Source organism: Chelativorans sp. Marseille-P2723 (assembly GCF_902809845.1).
GTDB lineage: Bacteria > Pseudomonadota > Alphaproteobacteria > Rhizobiales > Rhizobiaceae > Chelativorans.
Genome location: NZ_CADDWI010000009.1, coordinates 330,379 through 347,390 on the forward strand (window position 1 = coordinate 330,379; position 17,012 = coordinate 347,390).

At 59.3% G+C, this 17,012-nt stretch carries 13 protein-coding genes; 10 read left to right on the forward strand and 3 right to left on the reverse strand.

What is annotated here, in order from left to right:
* Window positions 1-25: 25 nt before the first annotated feature.
* Together HUS57_RS08905 and HUS57_RS08910 are read right to left on the reverse strand one after the other, a co-directional pair.
* Window positions 26-1,051: an ABC transporter substrate-binding protein gene (locus HUS57_RS08905; RefSeq protein WP_173932849.1), complete on the reverse strand. Its 1,026-nt coding sequence runs from the start codon at window positions 1,049-1,051 to the stop codon at window positions 26-28.
* A 230-nt stretch (window positions 1,052-1,281) separates the two neighbouring features.
* Window positions 1,282-2,022: a response regulator gene (locus HUS57_RS08910; RefSeq protein ID WP_173932851.1), complete on the reverse strand. Its 741-nt coding sequence runs from the start codon at window positions 2,020-2,022 to the stop codon at window positions 1,282-1,284.
* 283 nt (window positions 2,023-2,305) lie between these two features.
* Here HUS57_RS08910 and HUS57_RS08915 point away from each other — a divergent pair, with 283 nt between their 5' ends.
* From HUS57_RS08915 to HUS57_RS08955, 9 genes are all read left to right on the forward strand, one after another.
* Window positions 2,306-3,112, forward strand: a complete 807-nt coding sequence (locus HUS57_RS08915; RefSeq protein ID WP_173932853.1) for a helix-turn-helix domain-containing protein — start codon at window positions 2,306-2,308, stop codon at window positions 3,110-3,112.
* 325 nt (window positions 3,113-3,437) lie between these two features.
* On the forward strand, window positions 3,438-4,346 hold the full coding sequence (locus HUS57_RS08920) for a hypothetical protein (protein ID WP_173932855.1): 909 nt from the start codon (window positions 3,438-3,440) through the stop codon (window positions 4,344-4,346).
* Between the two features lie 10 nt (window positions 4,347-4,356).
* Window positions 4,357-5,475, forward strand: a complete 1,119-nt coding sequence (locus HUS57_RS08925; RefSeq protein ID WP_173932857.1) for a hypothetical protein — start codon at window positions 4,357-4,359, stop codon at window positions 5,473-5,475.
* Window positions 5,456-6,988 (forward strand): GT4 family glycosyltransferase PelF, encoded by a 1,533-nt coding sequence (gene pelF / locus HUS57_RS08930; RefSeq protein ID WP_173932859.1) that lies wholly within the window; start codon window positions 5,456-5,458, stop codon window positions 6,986-6,988. Before HUS57_RS08925 ends, pelF begins: the two co-directional genes overlap by 20 nt.
* Window positions 6,976-8,472: an exopolysaccharide Pel transporter PelG gene (gene pelG, locus HUS57_RS08935; protein ID WP_173932861.1), complete on the forward strand. Its 1,497-nt coding sequence runs from the start codon at window positions 6,976-6,978 to the stop codon at window positions 8,470-8,472. The genes pelF and pelG overlap by 13 nt, the downstream gene beginning before the upstream one ends.
* 25 nt (window positions 8,473-8,497) lie before the next feature.
* On the forward strand, window positions 8,498-9,919 hold the full coding sequence (locus HUS57_RS08940; protein WP_173932863.1) for a polysaccharide biosynthesis/export family protein: 1,422 nt from the start codon (window positions 8,498-8,500) through the stop codon (window positions 9,917-9,919).
* 206 nt (window positions 9,920-10,125) lie between these two features.
* Window positions 10,126-10,908 carry an endo alpha-1,4 polygalactosaminidase gene (locus tag HUS57_RS08945; RefSeq protein WP_173932865.1) on the forward strand — a complete coding sequence of 261 codons (783 nt, stop codon included), beginning with the start codon at window positions 10,126-10,128 and terminating at the stop codon, window positions 10,906-10,908.
* A 2-nt stretch (window positions 10,909-10,910) separates the two neighbouring features.
* Entirely contained in the window at window positions 10,911-13,199 is a 2,289-nt protein-coding gene (locus HUS57_RS08950) for a hypothetical protein (RefSeq protein ID WP_173932867.1), read from the forward strand.
* Window positions 13,196-14,593: a hypothetical protein gene (locus HUS57_RS08955; protein ID WP_173932869.1), complete on the forward strand. Its 1,398-nt coding sequence runs from the start codon at window positions 13,196-13,198 to the stop codon at window positions 14,591-14,593. The genes HUS57_RS08950 and HUS57_RS08955 overlap by 4 nt, the downstream gene beginning before the upstream one ends.
* 92 nt (window positions 14,594-14,685) lie before the next feature.
* On the opposite strand, the gene HUS57_RS08960 is transcribed toward HUS57_RS08955, so the two are convergent.
* Window positions 14,686-15,870: an acyl-CoA dehydrogenase gene (locus tag HUS57_RS08960; RefSeq protein WP_173933260.1), complete on the reverse strand. Its 1,185-nt coding sequence runs from the start codon at window positions 15,868-15,870 to the stop codon at window positions 14,686-14,688.
* A gap of 173 nt (window positions 15,871-16,043) precedes the next feature.
* Here HUS57_RS08960 and HUS57_RS08965 point away from each other — a divergent pair, with 173 nt between their 5' ends.
* A complete protein-coding gene (locus HUS57_RS08965) occupies window positions 16,044-16,985 on the forward strand; it encodes a LysR family transcriptional regulator (protein WP_173932871.1) in 942 nt (313 codons plus the stop codon).
* Window positions 16,986-17,012 lie beyond the last annotated feature (27 nt).

A 17,012-nucleotide genomic window follows, 5' to 3' on the forward strand; every position in this document is an offset into this window, starting at 1 on the left:
CGCCCGCAGCCCGCGGGCGCTGCCCTCAGAACGTCTCCACGAAGCTCGCGTCGACGAGTTTTTCCATGGTGACCGTCTCCGGCACCAGCTTCTCCGACTTGAACCACTCTAGCTGATCCTCCACGCTCTTAAGGCTCAGCGCGGCGCCGGGGCTCATGCGCATGGCGCCGGCTCGGATGCGTGGATCGGCTGTCTCCAGCGGCTGGTCGGCATAGATGTATTCGTGGATCATGGCAACGATCTCAGCCGCCTCTTCCTCGCTCATCGTTTTGTCGACCAGCGCCGCGTTATAGTCGTCCATGCCTTTGGAAAGCCCGGCAAGGAAGCGCTTTACAAGATCGGCCTTTTCCTCGGCATTGGCCGTGGAGGTGAAGACAGTGGTAACCTGGTAACCTTCGATATAATCGGCAATGGTCCCGATCTCCACCGCCTCGCCACCAGCCGTCAGTCCGGAAGCAATGTTGGGAACGATCGCCCAGGCATCGATCTGTCCGCTCTTCAGCGAGGCGATCACGGCAGGCACCTGCTGCAGCGGCCGCAGCGTAATTTCTTCGCGCGGAAAGCCTTCCTTGTCGGCAATCTTGTGCGCCATGTAATGGAATGACGAACCGGCCGTGGTGATGCCGAAGCTGCGGCCCGCCAGGTCCGCAGGCGTGGTCACGCCCTGCTCGTAGGCGGCCTTTGACACGAGGATCTTCTGCCCTTCGACATCCGGCGTCTCCTGCAGCGCCCCTCCAATCACCTTGATGACGCCCTTGTCGGCAAGGCTGATCAGACCGCCGGAGATGGCCGTCATGCCGAAATCGACATCGCCAGAGGCAATAGCGACCGCCATCGGCTGGGCCGCCTGGAAGCTCACAAGCTCGACTTCCAGATCCTGCTCGGCAAAATAACCTTTCGCGGCAGCGATGATGCTCGGCGCGTGCGAGGTCAGTGACGGGATAATCCCGATATTGATCTTGTCGGCCGCGGTCGCGCCGGTGGCCATGAGGGCTGTGCCAGCACCAGCCAGAAACAAGGCGGCGAAGGTTCTGCGCGAGATCATGAACATTCCTTCCTTACCACTTACGATTGTTCCTCGTGGCTGTTGCATATGGGCAGCCACGGAGCAAGAGAAATGTCAACCCGTACACCCTGATGCCTTCCAGAACGCGCGTCGCGTAAGCGCTGGCGCTCGGCGGAAAGCTTCGGTGCTGGAAGATCGCACAGCGGAAATCCTGCCCCGGCCGGTCTTCTCGTGTGACATTTTGTTTCGAAAGTGTGAAAGTGCACCCTGCCACATCAGCCGGAGATATGGCGTACTTTCGCCGCGAAAACATAGCCGACCCCCCGGACAGACTTGATGATAGTCGGATGCTTTGGATCCGGCTCAATCTTCTTGCGCAAGCGGGCGATGTGGGCGTCGATGGTTCGGTCAAGCGCATTCCAGTTACGCCCGCGCGTCAAGTCCATAAGCCGGTCGCGGGTCAGCACCTTGCCGGCGTGGCGAACCAGCACGGACAGCATCTCAAACTCGCTCGACGTGAGCTCGATTTCAGCGCCATCCGCGTCGATCACGCGGCGCTGCTCGAAATATAGCTGCCAGCGACCGAAGCCAACCGCGGCGCCGTCCGCCTCGGTTCTCCGGCTCGGCCTGCTCCCGCGCGTGCGCCGCATCACCGCTCTTACCCGTGCCAGCACCTCACGCAAGTGAAACGGCTTTGCGATGTAATCGTCAGCACCCATTTCGATGCCCACGATGCGGTCGATCAAGTCGCTGCGGGCAGTCACGATTATAATGCCAATGTCGGATTCATTACGCAGGCTGCGCGTAATGGCCAGGCCATCCTCTCCCGGCAATTCGATATCGAGCAGGACAAGGCCGAAGTTCCGCTCCGCAAGACGAGCGCGCATTTCGGTGCCGCTCACAGCCGTAACAACGTGATAGCCTTCGTTATTGAAGTATTTTTGCAGTATTTCTCGGGGTTTCTCATTGCTGTCGACAATAAGAACGTTTCGGAGATACTGGAGATTCTCACTCATCTCAGATCCGCACGCGCTACGTACACGAACCGAAGCGCATTCCCAACAGGGCCGCGCAAACGGTACTTCGCTACAATGACGGTTCCTTGCGGAGGATGATAGCCACCTCACGAAAACTGTATAGCTGTGCGCGCCCCCATCCGTAGATAAAATTTATTACAACTTTTGCGTTACGTCAAGTTTCGCAACAAAATGATGTAATCCGTCATAGCCCCCTACAACGGAAGTAACATTGGCAGTGTTTACTTGAAATGTGGGGTTGGTGACGAGTTACGGTCGCGTTATGAGTACGTTGCAGCCAACGATCCCGCACGGCAAACCTGGATTTCTCTCGCAATCGCTGAATTCCAGCCTTTTGCCGGATTTGCCGACTGAGCGATTTGTCGCCGGGCGCGCGATCCTGTGGGAAGGCGATCCCAGCAGCGATGTCTTTTACCTGGTTGGGGGAACCCTGCGCTACTGCCGTGTTCTCTTGGACGGACGCCGGATGATCTCCAGCTTTGCTCTTCCGGGTGAGTTCTTCGGCCTCTCCTCGATGGGCCGCTACTTATTCACCATAGAAGCTGTCAGCGATTGCCGCATACAGCGGTTGTCGACCGGGCGCATGAAGGTGTTGGCCAGTCGGGCTCCGCATGTCCATGGGGCAATTGTCGACGCATTGCGGGTGCAGTACTACCAGATGCATACGCGCCTCTTGTCGATGCTGCACAAGAGCGCCGAAGAACGCGTTGCTCATTTTGTGCTCGATATCGGTCAACGCACGACTGGCGATCTGGACAATGGCTCAGTGTTCTGCCTCTCCATGCCGCGCAGCGATATCGCCGACCATCTTGGGCTCACCGTCGAAACGGTATGCCGCGCTCTGACGCGGCTGAAGCGCGACGGCGTCCTCAAGCTCGACAGGCCGAACAGGGTTATCATTAACGACCTTGCTGCATTGTGCGCCCGTGCGGCAGAGGACCCCACCACAGGCGACCTTGGCGCTTCTGGCTCCCCGGCGCGCCGCGGTGACTGGCGTCGGGAAGCTTTAAGCCGCCCACGCCCGTCGCTCATTCGCAAAACTACAAAACTTAAATCACATCCGAACTGAGGGGTGCGGAGACCAAGCAGCCGCAATGCGACTGGGCTTGCAGCCTCCCGAACGGAGCACCTCGAAGGAAAGCTTATTTGCTGTTGATTGACAAAAGTCAAAAAGGCCCGAGGTCAAAATGTTAAAAAAACATTAACACTCTGGCTTCAAGTTAATTTCAGGGGGTATTATGCATAGTCCGACCCATAACGGCGGCAAGCGATATACCAAAGATAAAGAACAAATCACAGAAGACAGCCTAAATTATCACAACAATTTTATCATACCGGGAATAGATATTTTTGGTCTATTTGCAATGATCATTCTGCTGGAGAATTCTGGCATTATGAACTTGCACCTTCTGCAGCTCTCCCCGCATCCGTTCTGGATACCCATTCTCCTTGCCGTGGTGCAGTATGGCCTGACGGCAGGCCTGGTGACAGTGGCCATTGCCAGTAGCCTGCATTGGGTAATGGGAGGCTGGTCCTCTCCTGTGGACCATGCCGATTTCTATGCGTATCTCCAGGCAAACCTTCATGAATCGATCCTGTGGCTCCTGAGCGTTGCCGTACTGGGACTAATCCGCCAGAAACAATTCGATGAGCTTGAGGATCTGCGCGAAGAGGCCGCGCAAAGGGAGAAGCAGGCCAGGACGCTCGCAGATCATTCCCAGGCACTGCGGCAAGAGATTGCCCGGCTCGAACATACGGTCGTGGTATCAGGTGCTGGAAATGCAAGCCTCTCGATCGAGTTGCTCAACGATCTGGCCACGGCGCCCGCCCACCAACTGGAGGATGCTTTCAGCCACGCGTTGGGGCGGTTGCTCGGGGCCAGAAACATTCAGCTCATAATGCTGGAGCATAGCCCGAGCATTCTTACCGGGGAAGATGATCATCTCTCCGCACTGATCCAGACGCCGGACCTGCCTCCTGCGGCTACACCGCTAATTCTTCATACCCTTAGTTCCTCTGGCCGACCGCTAAACTGCACCCGTAGACAGGATGCATCCAAGCTCGGCGGGACGGCGGCAATGGCTGCCTTGGTGCCGGGGTTCGACAAGCGAGCGCTGGGGCTCGTTCTTGTAGGGAAAGTCGAGCCGGCTTGCTTGTCCCCGGCAGGTGAGGCAGCACTCGCACTTTGCTGCTTCATTCTCGGAATGCGGATCTCCATGAACCGCATGACTGCATCCGATTCCACACTGCCGCGGCGAGCGTCCGGTGGACTCGCAATGGAACGATATTCTACGAAATCCTGAAGGGGCTGCCATGACCATTGTCGCGCAACGCGACGAGATGCCAGGAAGGGGCGTGGATCTTCATCCACTCTATCTGCTGGCCGTTGCAATCATAGATGCTGCAGTCATCATGGCAGGAGCGGCGGGCATCCTGGCCATTCCAATATTGCTGACCATGCACCTGGCGCTTGCTGGCGCTGTCTGCTTCGTTCGCGGTTCCGATGGAGACAATGGGGTAGCAGCCATCGGCGCCATCTCCGTGCTGGCAATGGGCCCTCTGGGCGCGCTGGGCATGATCATGCTGGCGCACCGCCTTAGGCATGATTGCTCATCTGCCGATAGCCTTGCACCGTCGCATCACCCGTCCGCCGAACCGGCTCATCTCGACCCGCCACATGCTATATACAACGAAGTTGCCGAGGGTCGCGCCTATAGTGCGGAAAGATCCCAGGTCTTGCGCTTTGCCGAGGTGATCGCAGGAAACAGCGTGAGAGAAAAACAGGCGCTGCTTGGCACCATTTCCAAGCAGTACCATCCTGACTATCTGCCCTTCCTACAAGTCGCGTTGAGGAGCCAGGAGGCGCAGGTAAGGGTCTCCGCCGCCGCTGTTTACGCCAAGCTGCGGGAAGGTTTTTCCCGGCCAATCCAAAAACGGCAGGCAAAAACGACTCCGCAGACGAAGTCGCTGCACGGCAGGGAGGCGCTGGAACAAGCACAGGCCCTTGCCGATGCGGCTCGATCCGGCCTTCTCAGCATTTCCGATGCCTATCGGGCGCGGAGCATCGCGCTGAGCATCCTTGTGCAGGAGCGGCCGGCTGCCGTCGATCTTGACGAGACCGAGACGCTACTGTGCGGCTTGCTTCTGGAAATGGAACGTTATGATGAGATCGAGGCGCGGCTTGCTCCATTGATCCCGAAACTGGGTGGCTCGCTACGCGACATACTCTTCAACGCCCGCCTCCGCGGGGGCCTCTCCGAGAGGATCCCGTTCCTGTTGAAGTCCGGTCAGAGCGAGGTCGTGTCCTTCGACAGATCTCGTGCCGCAGCGTCCAAACTGCCGCTGCTTGCCCCGTTCGGCGACGACACATGCCGGCAACCAGCAGTCCTTTCTCAAGCAGACAGAGGACAGGATGAGCATTCCCGCTTTTGACCTTGCCCGGGGGAAGGAAACGGATGTGTGCCTCATCGTGGAGGGGTGTTACCCGTACGTGCTTGGCGGCGTTGCGGGCTGGCTCGACTGGCTGATGCGTAGCCAGCCGGAACTGACCTTTTCTGTCGTCTCTATTGTTTCGGGGAAGGGCCCGCGCGAAAGCAAATACGTTTTCCCCGACAACCTGCTGCGCTTCTGCGAACTCGATCTGCAAGGCCCGCCCCCAACATTCCGGGCAAGACCCTTCAAGCCGGGGGAAGCGGACGTTCAACGTGTCGTACAGATTCTGGACCGTTTCGCGCGAACCGGACAGCTTGAAGCCCTTGACGACCTGCTACATTGGCTCCGCAACCCGCAGATGCCGCCTACTTTCCACGAGCTGACGCAATCGGAGTTCTCGTGGAGGGTAGTCACCGGACTCTATGCGCGGCTGATGCCGCACGCCTCCTTCCTCGATTTCTTCTGGGCTTGGCACACACTCATCCGCGGGCTTTTGGCAACCGCCATGTTTCCCCTGCCGCGCGCCCGCATCTATCACACCATTTCTACCGGCTATGCCGGCCTGTTCGCTGCACGCGCATTTCTGGAAACCGGACACCGAACCATCCTCACCGAGCACGGCATCTACACGAATGAAAGGCGCCTTGAAATTCTCATGGCCGACTGGATCGTGGATACGGTGGACAAGGGCCTGAGACTGAATGACCCGCGCATGGACCTGCGCGATCTTTGGATCAGGGTCTTCGAGAGTTATGCGCGCGCCTGCTATGAAGCATGCGAAACCGTCACCACCCTTTACTCGGACAACCAGACACTACAGGTCAATCTCGGAGCGCCCCGGCACAAGCTGGCGGTCATCCCGAACGGCATCGATCTGGCGCATTTCGGCAGTGTAGCCCCGCCCAGGCAGGACGCGCCACCAACCATGGCAATGGTCGGGCGTGTCGTGCCGATCAAGGACGTCAAGACCTTCATAGCCGCCGCCGCCGCGGTACGTCACGCCGTCCCCGGCTTGCGCGCTCCCATACTGGGGCCGCTGGACGAAGATCCCGCCTATTTTGCCGAATGCCGGCAGATGGTGGCGGATCTCGGGCTGGAATCAATCGTGCGGTTCGAAGGGCGCGTGGATGTGAAGCAATGGCTGTCTTCGATCCATGTTGTGGTGCTGACCAGCCTTAGCGAAGCGCAACCGCTGACGCTTCTGGAAGCCGGAGCGGCCGGCATTCCCTGCGTCACGACCAATGTCGGCTCCTGCAGGGAGATTCTTCTGGGACGCGAGGATGAAGAGCCTGCCTATGGGGCCGGAGGTATCGTCACTGACGTGGTTGCCCCTGAACAGATCGCGGAGGGTGTAATTGCGCTTTTGACCAACGCGCAATTGCGTCAGGAGATGGGTGAGCGCCTGCAACGCCGCGTGCGGCGATTTTATTCTTCCGAGCGTGCGAGCAATGCTTACCGCCGCCTCTACCGCGAGCCTGCCGCGTCCGATGGAGCTTCTTCATGGCAGGAATAGGGATAACCTCTCGCGCGCTGTTCCGACGCAGCGGCGTGATTGGGCCAGCGGCAACGCTCAGCCACGGCGCGGTGATCGCCGCCGGACCATGGATCTTTACCGTTCTTTCCATAGCCGTAATCGACAGGGCGACCATAGGAATTCTGTTGGACGAGCACAGCTATGCCTTTCGTGGCCTCGTCATCTACGCCTTTGCGTTGTCGCTGTTTGCCACCATGCCGGTGGTCAATGTAGCGGTCCGGCAAGTCGCAGACGACATTTTCCTGGGCAATTTCCATGAAATCCGCCCGCGCTACGTCGCAGCCCTCATCCTTAGTTCACTGGCCTCAGCGGCAGTGGCCGGAGTGACGCTAACCCTGCTTCGTGTTTCAGGCATCGACCTTGTGGTCGCGATCGCCGCAACAACGGTGGTGGGGCTTATCTGGCCCAGCCTCGCCTTCTGTAGTGCAACGCGTGATTATTCCGGCATTACCTCCGGTTTCGTCATAGGGCTCGTTGTTTCGATAATGGCGACGGTGGCGGTTGCCCATGCCGATTGGGGATCGGCAGCAATGATGGCAGCTTTCACGACGGGCCTCGGTCTGGTTTTCTTTGCACTGGCCGGCCGGATCCTAAGCACCTTTCCTTCCCCCGTAAGGCAGATAGGTCCCCAACTCGCCAATCTGCTGAAGGGCTTCGTCAGCTACCGGGTGCTGGCGCTGGGGTCTGGGATAGCCATCGCAGCCTTGTGGATGGACAAGTGGATCATGTGGGTCAGCCCTCAGGGGGTGCGGCTGGAAAATGGGCTTATCAGCGCACCGGTTTATGATGGCGCAATGTTCATTGCCTACCTGGTGATCATTCCCGCACTCGGCATGTTCGTCACCGGGATAGAAACGACATTCTTCAAGGCATATCGCGGCTACTTTCATGCAATCCATGCGCGCGCTCCGCTGTCGCGGATCCATGTCGCCCGCACCACGCTTGACCGCCAGGCAACACGTCTCCTTTGGCGCATGATGGCAATACAGGCGATACTCTGCACCGTCGCGGCAATGGCAGCTCCCTCTTTGGTGAATGCCGTGGGATTGCAGTATCAGCAGATCGGGATACTACGCCTTGGCCTCGCAGCAGCCCTCTTTCAGTTCATATTTCTCGCAGCCACCTCGCTCCTCCTCTTCTTCGAGCGCCACGGACGATTCCTGGTATTGCAGACCATCTTTCTGGTTTGTCAGGTGGGCTTTACGCTTCTTTCAATCTGGCTCGGGCCCGAATATCTCGGCTTGGGTCACTTGGTGGCCTGCGCCGCCGCCGCTTTCGCTGCCATGGCAGTACTCGACCGCACCTTAAAAAAACTCGTTTACCTCACCTTCGACACCGCCTTGCGGCAAAGCCTGGCATTCGGATCTCGCAAGGCGCGCCGACAGGAAAAGCCGGTCCAGATCCATGATTTTCCCATGTCGCTCTATCCGGACGGACCGCCTAAGCCGCTGCTGGCGCCATGAAAACGCATCACAAAGGACAAGACTCATGCTCAAGCTCCATGCCTCAGCTTCCAGGCCCCCCACAGGTTTCCTGCATTTCCTGGCCGTCGCCGCGGCGTTGATTGCGTTGATGGGGGGAACCTGGTTCCCCATCACCACCGCCGCCGCCGAGGAGGCAGCGCAGGACACGGCTCCGGTACAAGAAACCTCCACGGAGGAAGCGACCGCGTCAGCGACAGCCGAGACACCTCCAACACAGGTATCACCGGCGCAATTTCACATCGGGGACCGGCTTCAGATCAGCTTCTTTGAGCATCTGGAGCTTCCACCGCCGGGCGGGTCCGACAGCTCCGCTATGACTGCCGCCATGCGCACCTTTTACCAGCGGCTGGACCTGACAGGCGAATATAACGTGGAGATGGACGGCACAATCGCAATTCCGTTGCTCGGGCGGTTCTCCGTCGGTGGCAAGACCCTTGAGGAACTGCGCGATGAGATCTCAACAACCTTCCAGCAGCAGATCGGGCGCAGCGGCGAGGTTTATGTGAATATTCTGGCGCGACAGCCTGTTTTTGTTCTCGGCGTGGTGCGTAATCCCGGCTCCTATCCCTTCTCGCCCGGCATGATCGCATTGCAGGCGATCGCGCTTGCAGGAGGATTTGAACGCCTGCCCGAAGGCGCTCCGCAGCACATGGAGTTAAGGCGCGAACGTGAGCGCCTCGCCCAGGCGATGCAACGTCTGAAGCGCCTGACAGCGCAGCGGGCCCGTTTGACGGAGGAACGCGACGGGCAGCGTGTGGCCGCCTCCCATCCCATATTGGCACAGGCTGCGCAGGATGCCGACGAAATGCTGGAGGGCGAGCGTAGTCTGGGTGAAGTGGAGGCCGCCGTACGCCAGGGTGAGGCCGAACTTCACGGCGCCGCGCTAGAAAGTGCCCGCGGGGAGTTGGAGACGCTTCGCGAGAGCGCTACCCTTTTCAACCAACAGATTGAAGCTCGCACTGAGCGGCTGCGAGTATTGCAGCAGATGCAAGGCCGCGGCGTTGCCAATCTGGAAGCGGTCTGGGGCGCCCAGAAAGATCTGACGGATCTTGAGCTCCAGCGCGAGCAACTACTCTCGGCGATTCATGTTGCCGAACAGAAGGTGGTGCAGGCTGAGCTGACCCAATCGAAGGTCGATCTGGAGCATCGCGCCCGCATTACCCGCGACCTTGTTGCCGTGGAGGACGAAATTGCCGGCCTCGAAACCACAATTACCACCGCACGAGACATGGTGCGGACCCTTGAGGCGGCCCTGCGCGGGCTGGGAGCCGACGACAAGGCAAGGATTGAGATTCTACGCCGCACCGATGAAGGGGTACTCAACTTCGTGGCAAGCGAAAGCGAGGAGTTGGCACCAGGTGATGTGATTAAGGTGGTCGCCGAGCGGTTGGACATGATGTCGACAGCACAAACAGAACGACGCTGAGCAGGTCAGCTTGTTCAGGGGCTTAATTAATGTCGAGTTCAGGTATTTTTTCTCTCACGCGGCGGAATGTCATTGCTGCTTTCCTGGCAGGTCTGATGTTCGCGATGCAGAGAGCCGGAGCCACAACACGGGGTTTGAGCACGGAGAGGGTCCAATCGCGGCGCGCGCTTGCGCGCGTCAGATGTTGGGGTTGTCAGTATCAAAACGTGAAGCTTAGCGAGATCTCAGCCTCGAACCTCGATCTCATCATCATCGACGCAAGCCTCGATGACGGTCGCCGGCGGTTTGTCACGCCGGACGAAAGGAGACTCCTCCAGCGCAAGCCTAATGGTCAGCGGCGCATTGTCCTTGGTTATCTATGTGTCGGGGAAGCCGACGTGAAACGCTGGTACTGGCCGCCGCAGTGGCGGGAGCAGGTGCCCGACTGGGTGGGACCGGAGAACCCAAAATGGCCAGGCTCACGTTACGTCCGGTACTGGGATGACCGCTGGCAATCCATGGTCTTCCGTGCCCCTGACTCCATCCTTGACCGAATTCTGGACATCGGTTTCGATGGCGTCCTGATCGACCGTGCCGACGCCTATCTTGATTGGGAGAAAGAAAGGCCCACGGCCCAGCAAGACATGATTGACCTTATCGCCGAGCTCGCCGCCAAGGCACGCGGGCGCGATCCAGGATTCATCCTGTTGCCGCAGAACGCCGAGTTGCTACTCACGCGGCAGCGCTATCTCGACCTCATCGATGCGCACAACAAAGAAAGCCTGCTCACCGGACTGAAGGGCGAGGGCATAGAAAACGACAGGAGGGACGTGGTTTGGAGCCTGGGCTATTTGCGCAAGGCGCAGGCCGCGGGAATAAAGATGTTGGCCACCGAATACCTGGCCGACATGGAGGCAATCGCCTCCGCCCGCAAGCACCTTACCTCGCTTGGCTTCCTTCCCTTTTTCGGCCACCGTCAGCTTGACCGACTGCCACTTGAGGAATGCTGACGATGTTTGCGTGTCTGTCTTTCCTCAGATACCTGGCGGGCCGGTTATGCTTCTTCGGCGGCATGGTGCTCATCCTGACCCAACATGCGGCGGCGATTCCGGTCCAGCGTGAAATTCTTGCAATTTATGACAGCGTTCACGAGGAGCTATCCTCAGCCACGATGGTCCATTACATGGCCGAGATGCCACTTAACCACCTGGGGTATATCGTTAAGTATCACGACATCCGCACGAAGCCGCTGCCTCCTGTCGAGACCATGTCACGTTATCGCGCGGTCATCACCTGGTTCACCTACAATCTGGAGAATCCAGCCTACTACCTGGACTGGGCAGCGAAGGTCTCAGAAAGCGGCACCCGCTTCATCATTCTAGGAAGCGTAGGGGCTGATCCGAGCGATAACAATCTTCCGCTCCTGAACCGAGTTCTCGCACGGATCGGAGTACGATATACGACGGACTTCGTGTCCATTACCATGGGCTCAAAGATCCTTTTCCAGGACGAGGATCTTATCGGGTTCGAGCATCCGGTCGATCCTGCGATGCCTGAATATCCCATCATCGAGACAATCTCACTCGAAGCCTATGTGGCTCTTGAGGTTATGGCACCCCAACGTAGCCTCAACAGGCCCACTGCGCTTGTGACGATCGGGCCGGGCGGCGCCTACGTGGCTGCCGAATTCGAGATCTTTTACGACGAACAACTCAACCGCAGCCGGTGGATCATCAACCCATTCGCGTTTTTCCATCGCGCGCTGGGCGGGGAGGTTTTCCCAATCCCCGATACCACCACCGTATCGGGACGGCGGCTCTACTTCAGCCACGTCGACGGCGACGGCTGGATCAATCTCGTGGAAATGGAACGATACCGGAACCCGCCAACCACATCGGCGGAGGTCATGCTGAAGGAGCTGATCGAACCTTTTCCAGATCTTCCTGTAACCGTGGGGCTTGTGGCGGGGGACCTCGACCCGCAACTTGGTGGAGGCAAGATTGCCGAGGATCTGGCTCGGCGCATCTTTGCCCTCCCTCATGTAGAGGTCGGGCTCCACACCAGCACCCACCCGTTTGACTGGGGCTTTTATGAAAATTACAGCCGTTCGGCGGAGCTTGCCCTGCTGGAAGAAGGCGTTGCCACAAACCAGCCAACCGGCATGTTCAGCCGGCTGACCGCTAGCATCGGCCTGTCCCAGGAGCGTTCAGCAAAGGAAGCCATGCGGCAGCTCTACGTGTCCGGGGGCAAGGAACTGCCGCGCGCCTATATGCGCGATCCATTCCGGCTGGATCAGGAAGTCGACCTTGCCATTCAGCAGACGGAGGCGCTGGCGCCGCCTGGAAAAGCTGTAGAGCTTTATCAGTGGACTGGCGACACTCGGGCGTTCGAAGCTGTCGTGAAGGCAACGCGCCGGGCAGGCATAAGGAACCTCAATGGCGGCGACAGTCGCTTTGACGACGAGTATCCTTCAGTCGGCTATGTCCCGCCATTGTCCCGCGAGGCGGGAAGCGAACGGCAGATATATGCTGTGAACAGTAATGAGAACACCTACACCAATGACTGGACGGAGCATTTCCACGGCTTCCTAAGCCTCAGCGAAACGATTAGGCGAACGGAAAATCCACGGCGGCTCAAAGGCGTCAACGTCTATTACCATACGTTTTCGGCCGAAAAGGAAGCGTCACTGAATGCTGTTCGCACCCATTTGCGATGGGCGCGCAAGCAGAAACTAGCTCCGATCGAAGCCTCCCGCTATGCAACAATAGCCGACGGCTTTTTCAGCACTAAGATTGAAAGGCGCGGGCCATGGAGCTGGCGGGTTTCCGGGCGTGACGGTTTGCAGACGGTCCGCTTCGACGATGCCGAAGAACTGGACGTCGACCTTGCTGCGAGCGTCGGGGTCATTGGCCGCACCCGCCATCAAGGGTCCCTCTACATCGCCCTTGACGAAACCGTGCCCGCCGCCACCATCAAGCTGAAGGCCAGGGACAAGGCGCCCGGACCCGAACATGCTCCGGTCACCGCACTTGACAACAGCCGCTGGCGCATATGGGACCTTGAGCGCGATGCTTGCGGCATAAACTACCAGGCAAGCGGCTATGGACCTGGAGAATTCACCTGGGTCGGATTCTTGCCGGGAACCACCTACGAGCTGGAGGCGCGGCACGACGAAAAGATGGCCTGGAGCAGCTTCGCAACGGCAGATGCCGACGGTCGGCTGGAATTCGAGATCAAGGCCGATGCCATCAGTGGTATCGAAATCCGGCTGTCCTGTATCCCGACCGGAAGTGGAGCGTGACCGTGCGGCCACCGTTCATTGCATTTGCCTGTTCGCTGGTTGCAGTTGCCGTCGGATTTGCCACTGTCCCGCGTCCGCTGGAACAGGTCACGATGCTGATACGTGACCGACGATACGAGCAAGCTTTGCACCTAGCCAACGCGAAGGTGGAAGCCGGTGAGGCGAGTCCGGAAGTGCTGATGCAGGCATTCCTGCTCAACGAGCGATATGGAGACTTCTATTTTGCGAAGAGCGCCCTGAGATCTTATCTTGCGCTACGCCCGGACGACGTTGAAGCCTGGCGCAAAGCGGCATGGGTCTATGCAAATGCCCATCGCCGGGAGCCTCTCCTGAATGCGCTGGAGAATGTCCTACGGCTGACCGGCGATCCGCAAACAGCCGACAGGCTGGCCCGCTTCTACAGGATGCATGCGCGGTTTGACGACGAACTTCGTGTCCTTCAGACAATCCCTTCCGATAAGATCGGCGAAGCGCGCGGGATGCGTTTGGCCTCACTGTTAGCAGCAGAGGAGAGGCTGAAGGAGGCGAGCGCCCTGCTTGCCGACCTCGATCGGATTTTGCCCATAGATGCCAGGCAGCCGCGGATGTTGCTGTTTGAGATTTTGGTCGAAGACGGCAGGTTTGTCGAAGCGGTGGAACATGCGAGCAACTGGCTTGAAACCTGGCATGGTGCAGAAAGTCGCGTGGAGTTCGTACGGTCGCTGCTAAGGGCCGGGGCCGAGGAAGCCGCCATCCAAATTGCATCCATGGCAGACGGCTCGGTGGAGCCCTTCATACTGGACGAGCTCATTTCGCTGCTATCGTCAGAGAACCGGCTTTACCTGCTGGGCGATCTATTGTCGGGATGGATCGCACAAGCAGTAGCCATATCGCCTGAGGCGCTCGACTTCCAACTTCGCGAGATTGTCGATGTCGCTGCAAAGCGAGGAATGGGAATGGAACTCGCCCTGCACCTTATGCGGACATTGCAACGTAGTGAGAGGCCAGATCTGCAGGCGGGGCTGATCAATGCGATCCTCGAGCGGTTCGGATACTCAGCGATAGTGCCGGTTCGTGCGGCGATAACCCCCCAGGTGCTCGCCGCACGTCCGGTAATGGCGGCTCGGCTGTTCCTTGCCGAAGGAAACCCCATGGCGGCACGTTATTTTCTGCTGGGAACCGAGCTGGCAGATATTCCCGAACGGTTGCGCCCATCCTGGCTTGATCTGGCAAGGGAAATTCTCAAGCCCTCCGAGCTACTTGGCGAACTGGTGGCGCAAGCGCGATCCGGAAAGTTGCCAGCGGATATGCTGCGGCCCGCACTCGACCTTGCAACGAGCCTTGGAGGCGAAGCACAGCTCCGCCAGATTTGGTCGCTCGCAGCTTACGCCGAATGGCAATCGAGCGACATCTAGGTCACTCCTAAATTTCATGGATGCTGGAATGACCAGGTTCCGGCTTTTTCAGATCTGGACGGAGAACCGACACCCGCTTTTCTATGAACCTTTCAGTAGAACGCCTGCAATCCGGTTTGTGCGCGGCCGAGGATGAGGGCGTGCACGTCGTGTGTGCCTTCATAGGTGTTGACGGTCTCCAGGTTCTGCGCGTGGCGCATCACGTGATACTCGACCTGGATGCCGTTGCCGCCATGCATGTCGCGCGCGGCGCGGGCGATGTCGAGCGCCTTGCCGCAATTGTTGCGCTTCACCAGCGAGATCATCTCCGGCGCCATCCGCCCCTCGTCGAACAGCCGTCCGACCCGCAGCGAGGCTTGCAGGCCGAGCGCGATCTCCGTCTGCATGTCCGCCAGCTTCTTCTGGAAAAGCTGAGTCTGCGCCAGCGGCCTGCCGAACTGGATGCGCTCCAGCCCGTAATTGCGCGCCCGGTGCCAGCAATCCTCCGCCGCCCCCATGACGCCCCAGGAAATGCCGTAGCGGGCTCGGTTGAGGCAGCCAAAGGGACCCTTCAGGCCGGAAACATTGGGCAAAAGCGCGTCTTCGGAAACCTCCACCCCGTCCATCACGATTTCGCCGGTGATGGAGGCGCGCAACGAAAGCTTGCCGCCGATCGTCGGCGCCGAAAGCCCCTTCATGCCCTTTTCCAGGATGAAGCCGCGGATCTGGTTGTCATGGGCGGCCGACTTCGCCCACACCACGAACACATCGGCGATCGGCGCGTTGGAGATCCACATCTTGGTGCCGACCAGCCGGTAGCCGCCATCGATCTTCTCCGCCCGCGTCTTCATGGAGCCGGGATCGGAACCGGCATCCGGCTCCGTCAGACCGAAGCAGCCGATGAGCTCGCCCGAGGCAAGCCCCGGCAGGTATTTCCGGCGCTGCTCCTCAGAGCCATAGGCATGAATCGGATACATGACCAGCGAGGACTGCACGCTCATCATCGAGCGGTAGCCCGAATCCACACGCTCGATCTCGCGCGCGACCAGCCCGTAGGAAACATAGCCGGCCCCCGCACCGCCATATTCAGCCGGGATCGTCACACCCAAGAGCCCCGCCGCACCCATCTGGCGGAAAATCTCCGGATCCGTCTCCTCCTCCATATAGGCCCGCTCAATGCGCGGGCTCAGCCTCTCCGCCGCAAAGCCAGCCGCAGCGTCCCGGATCATCCGCTCCTCTTCCAAAAGCTGATCCTCAAGAAGAAAAGGATCAGACCAGGCAAACGGGCCACGATCGATCTGGTTCTTCGGCGACGGGTTGGCGGTCTCGGACATTGCCGTTTTCCTTCCTGTAATGTGAAATCGGGAGTTCGGCCACGGCATCAGCGCGCGCATAGATCATGTCTTTAGCAATTGTATCTATGGCCGAGAAACAATATTTATGCGTAAAATAATGCGCAAAAGGAATATCCGTGGGCCGTTCTCGCCGCTTCATTCCATCCACGAGTCTGTTGTCAGCCTTTGAGGCTGTGCTCAGAACGGGAACAACAGCAGCGGCGGCACGGGAACTGGACCTTACGCAGGGTGCGGTCAGCCGGCTCATCCAGAACCTGGAGGCCCAACTGGGACAGCGGCTCTTCGAGAGGCACCGCCGCAGGCTCATTCCCACGCAAGCCGCCCGCGCCTATGGCCGAGATATAAGCCGTGCGCTGGACCTCATCCAACGCGCCAGCATGGAGCTTTCGGCGAATCCCGGCGGGGGCGTTCTCTCGCTCGCCATCCTGCCGGCTTTCGGGACGCGCTGGCTCGCTCCAAGACTGGGAAGTTTCCTGGCGCTGCATCCGGGGGTGACGATCAATCTCGCCACACGACTGAAGCGCTTCAACTTTGAGGCGGAGGGGTTCGACGCTGCCATTCATTTCGGCACGGACGATTGGCGCGATGCAGGACATATGAAGCTTTTCGAAGAGCGGTTGACAGCCTGTGCTGCGCCGTCTCTGCTCGAACGCAGCCCAGTAGACACGGTGGAGGATATGCATTCGCTGCCGCTGCTGCAGCTTGAGACGCGCCCGACAGCATGGGCGGCATGGTTCAGGGCACACGGGGCTGAGCCGGTACCCGTACGCGGAATGCTCTTCGATCAGTTCGCGACAATGACGCAGGCGGCCATTGCCGGGCTCGGCGTGGCACTTCTGCCGGAATATCTGGCGGCGCCCGAGATAAGGGAGAGACGGCTGGTCCCGCTTTTCCAGCGCGCAACGAAAGGCGTTGGAGCCTACTGGCTCGTCTGGCCACAGGCGCGTGCGAACTATCCGCCGCTTGCATCCTTCCGCGAATGGCTTGCTGCGGAAACCGCTTCGTTGCATCTGGAAAATCGCGACGCCGCGCATGAGGATGCTGCCGTGCCCCTTTGACAGGCTTCAAGGCACACCCTTTAATCC

Excerpts from the sequence above, each read along its gene's own strand:
- HUS57_RS08915 (WP_173932853.1), top strand. The coding sequence starts at position 2,306 with ATGAGTACGTTGCAGCCAACGATCCCGCACGGCAAACCTGGATTTCTC.
- HUS57_RS08950 (WP_173932867.1), top strand. The coding sequence starts at position 10,911 with ATGTTTGCGTGTCTGTCTTTCCTCAGATACCTGGCGGGCCGGTTATGC.
- pelF (WP_173932859.1), top strand. The coding sequence starts at position 5,456 with ATGAGCATTCCCGCTTTTGACCTTGCCCGGGGGAAGGAAACGGATGTG.
- HUS57_RS08905 (WP_173932849.1), bottom strand. The coding sequence starts at position 1,051 with ATGTTCATGATCTCGCGCAGAACCTTCGCCGCCTTGTTTCTGGCTGGT.
- HUS57_RS08940 (WP_173932863.1), top strand. The coding sequence starts at position 8,498 with ATGCTCAAGCTCCATGCCTCAGCTTCCAGGCCCCCCACAGGTTTCCTG.
- HUS57_RS08925 (WP_173932857.1), top strand. The coding sequence starts at position 4,357 with ATGACCATTGTCGCGCAACGCGACGAGATGCCAGGAAGGGGCGTGGAT.
- pelG (WP_173932861.1), top strand. The coding sequence starts at position 6,976 with ATGGCAGGAATAGGGATAACCTCTCGCGCGCTGTTCCGACGCAGCGGC.
- HUS57_RS08920 (WP_173932855.1), top strand. The coding sequence starts at position 3,438 with ATGAACTTGCACCTTCTGCAGCTCTCCCCGCATCCGTTCTGGATACCC.
- HUS57_RS08910 (WP_173932851.1), bottom strand. The coding sequence starts at position 2,022 with ATGAGTGAGAATCTCCAGTATCTCCGAAACGTTCTTATTGTCGACAGC.